The sequence below is a fragment of the uncultured Nostoc sp. genome (genome assembly GCF_964245575.1).
Classification (GTDB): Bacteria; Cyanobacteriota; Cyanobacteriia; order Cyanobacteriales; family Nostocaceae; genus Nostoc.
Genome location: NZ_CAXTNP010000454.1, coordinates 1 through 4,147, shown reverse-complemented (window position 1 = coordinate 4,147; position 4,147 = coordinate 1). Strand labels below are relative to the sequence as shown.

General features: G+C 44.9%; 1 protein-coding gene. It reads left to right on the top strand.

The window, feature by feature from the left end; genetic code table 11:
• Positions 1-198: 198 nt before the first annotated feature.
• Positions 199-4,147: PAS domain S-box protein (locus tag ACFFAP_RS36700; protein ID WP_375515813.1), on the top strand; the 3,949-nt coding region annotated here is incomplete at its 3' end.

The following is a 4,147-nucleotide window of genomic DNA, read 5'->3' as shown; positions in this document are numbered from 1 at the left end:
CCAGTCCCCAGTCCCCAGTCCCCAGTCCCCAGTTCAACCACCATTATTTCATACTCTAAATTGTGCAACAAAAAATATGCATAGCGATAGATGAAAAGCAAGTCAAGGGGTAACATACAATACAAAGGATAGAAATGGTTGAACCGTAAGAAATACGTAAGTTTACTACGCTAGATAGATGCGGTTAGAGAACACTCAATGTTAAAAGTTAACCGCTTGCGGCTGCAAGATATATTTAAAATCCCTACAAATTCACTTGTGGCAAAAGTCGCAAGTGCAATCGCTGTTTTTGTTGGCAGCTTGGTACTAGTTGGTTGGTGTCTTGGCATTGAAGTTCTGAAGCGCGGCTTCCCTGGTAGTCCTGCCACAATGAAAGCCAATACAGCGCTGTGTTTTGTGCTGTGTGGTATATCGCTGTGGCTATTTTTAAAAGCAAGCGAGCAGGGGAGCAGGGGGGAAAGAACAATTCAAAATTACCCCCATAGTTCCCTTCTAATTTCTAGGGTCTGTGCAATAGCTGTCACCACAATAGCTGCGCTTACACTCTGTGAATATGTGTTTGGCTGGAATCTCCACATTGACGAGCTACTGTTTCGTGATTTGTCAGCTAGTATAGCGACATTGCATCTGGGGCGAATGGGCACGAACACAGCACTGAACTTTATGCTGGTTAGCGTTGCCCTACAGATTTTGATTCATCCAAAAACCCACCACAGTTATTGGTATGCTCAGAGTAGCGCTCTGATCGCTACTTTAATTTCCTTTCAGGCGCTCATGGGCTATGCCTACAAAGTGAAAGTTCTCTACGGGCTTGCCCCTTATACAACATCAATGGCTTTACACACGGCGGTGTTGTTCAGCTTACTAAGTATGGGCATTCTGTGGACGCGGCCAGAACAGGGGTTAATGAGGGTAGTTACAAGTGATAGTTACGGCGGTTTACTTGCACGTCGTTTATTAATTGCCGCGATCGCAGTACCTTCTATATTGGGGTGGGTAATTGTTGAAGGTCAACGGTTAGGACAATACGATCCGGCTTTTGCAGTATCGGTATTTGCGATCGTCCTGATTGTGATTTTTACTATTTTGATTTGGGAAAGTGCCAGGGTTATTGAACGCCTCAGCCATCAACGCGATCTTGCACAGCTTGCACTCAGAACCTACGAAGCTAAACTGAGAAGTTTTGTAGATTCTAACGTCATCGGCATTCTATTTGGCGACGTGTATGGCGGTATCGAGCAGGCAAACGACGAATTTTTGAGGATGATTGGTTACACACGGGAGGATTTGTTAGCAGGTAGGTTAAGTTGGAGCAATATCACACCACCAGAGTATTTATATTTAGATGAGCGAGGTGTCGCCGAAGCACAAGGAAACACCAACGCTACTTGTACGCCTTACGAGAAAGAATATATTCGCAAAGATGGTAGCCGCATCCCGGTTTTAGTTGGTTACGTGCTGCTAGGAGAAAACCGCGACGAGTCAGTAGCGTTTATCCTCGACTTGAGCGAACGCAAGCAAGCAGAAGCAGAACAACAAAAATTAGTATCGCTGGTAGAAAATAGCTCTGACTTTATCGGCATCGCCACCCTTGAGGGTCAATTACTCTACATAAATGATGCAGGTCAAAAACTGGTAGGGCTTTCCAGCCTTGATGAAGTCAGGGAAAAGGTAGTATTAGATTACTTCATGCCCAAAGACAAAGCCTATTTTCAACAATATATACTGCCGACTGTGCTACTACAAGGGCGCTGGCAGGGAGAATTCTGCTTTCGGCATCTCCAAACAGGTCAACCAATACCAGTTGATTATAATATCTTTACTGTTACAGACAATAAGACAGGTCAGCCAATTGCCTTAGCAACTGTGACTCGCAACATCAGCGAACAAAAACAGGCTAAGGAACAAATCTTACAACTAAACAAGGATCTACAGCGCCGCATTACTGAGTTACAAACTCTATTGGAGGTAATTCCCATTGGAATTGGCATTGCCGAAGATCCAGAATGCCAAAATATCAAGGTCAACCCTGCTTTTGCCAAGCAATTGGGAATATCCTCAGACACAAATGCCTCCCTCAACCCTCCCTTAGACGAAAAACCGACAAGCTTTAAAATCTACCGCGAGGGAAGGGAACTGTCAGCAAAGGAACTCCCAATGCAATACTCCGCAACTCATGGTGTTGAAGTTCTGGATTGTGAACTCGATGTTGTCCATGAAAATGGAAAAATTGTCAACCTGTTGGAGTACGTTGCACCTTTGTTTGATGAAGAGGGTAAAACCAGAGGAAGCGTTGCTGCATTTTTAGATATTACGGAGCGCAAACAGGCAGAGGAAGTACTCCTAAATCAGCAAAAATGGCTAGAGAAGGTGTTAAATCTGATGCCAATACCCTTGCTGTTTATCGAACCAGGAACGGCGCGGGTAACTTTTGCCAATCGCTCTGCTAACGAATTAGCTGGGGGCGAATTTCCCAAAGGTGTATCAGCCGCAGAGTATCACACAGTCTATTATTATACAGATGCGGCTGGCGATCGCATCCCCAATGAACAAATGCCAGGAGTGCGGGTTGCCCTTGGCGAACGCCTAAATGGATTGGAGGTAGACTGGCACACCCCCGGTGGTGTGCGTTCTCTACTAGTATTTGCTGATACCTTGCCAGCAATGCATGGTCATCCGGCTACCTGTATCTTAGTGTTCCAAGAGATTAGCAACCTCAAACAGGCAGAAAAGGCACTCTCGTTAGGTTACAAAAGGCTAAACCTACTATTTGACACAGCCAACGATTTACTATCAAGCCAAGAACCAGTACTACTAATCGATAGCGTCTACCGAAAACTAAGAGACCAAATTGAAATAGAAGTTTATTTGAACTATTTGGTTGAGGATAACTCTCAGGTAATGCGGTTGGGGTCTTACAGTGGTATTTCCCAGGAGATAGCAAAGGAAATCGAATGGTTGGCAGTTGGTGAAGGGGTTTCTAGTGGTGTAGCGCAGAAACGGCATCCCTTAGCTGTAGAGAATGTACAACAATCAACTGACCCGAACACAGAATTGATTCGCTCTTTAGGCATAACTGCTTATTATGCATACCCATTGCTTGCCCAAGGACGCTTGTTGGGTACTCTTTCTTTTGGCAGTCGCACTCGGTTAAGCTTCACCGACAATCAAAAGGGGATGATGCAAGCAGTATGCGACCAAATAGTGATCGCAATGGAACGAGCTAGTTTAATTGCTTCTTTGCAACAACAAACTGAGCAGTTGCAAGAGGCTAACCGCATCAAGGATGAGTTTCTGGGAATATTATCCCACGAATTGCGATCGCCCCTCAATGCCATCCTTGGGTGGGCGCAATTACTGCAACGAAGCAAGCTTAATGAAACCCTAATAGCCAGGGCTACGGAGACAATTGAACGCAATGCTAAGGCACAAACCCAGCTAATTGAAGACCTGCTGGATATATCACGGATGATGAGAGGCAAGTTACGCCTCAATGTCCTTACTTGTAATTTGGTTCCAATGATTGAGTCGAGCCTAGAGACTGTTAGCCTCGCCGCCCAATCCAAGGAAATCGATTTAAAATTTTCCCTTATTCCTTCAAGAGAAACGCGAAATGCGCCACCGGGGATACTCCCCGTGGTCAGTTTCGTGCCAAATTCAGATTTGGAATTAGGAATCAATCACGAAAATCTAGAATCAAGAGAAGCACAATCTCAAACCATGTTGGGCGAAAATTCTCAATTCTTAGTATCCGGTGATTTTGAACGCTTACAGCAAATAATCTGGAATCTGCTATCCAATGCCATCAAATTCACACCCACAGGAGGAAGGGTAGAGGTGCAATTGTCTGTAGTCACTGGCCAAGAAAAACAACAGACAATGGATAAATATGCCCAAATTCAGGTGATTGACACAGGTATTGGTATCAGCCCTGATTTTCTTCCTTGCGTTTTTGATCGCTTTAGTCAAGCTGATAGTTCTAGCACTAGAACTTATGGTGGATTAGGACTAGGATTAGCGATCGCGCGTAATTTAGTAGAATTACATGGCGGTACTGTTTACGCAAATAGTCCCGGAAAAGGACAAGGGGCGACGTTTACAGTCAAACTACCACTTCTGAAGAGTCCGCCCCTCCACCCCATTGCCC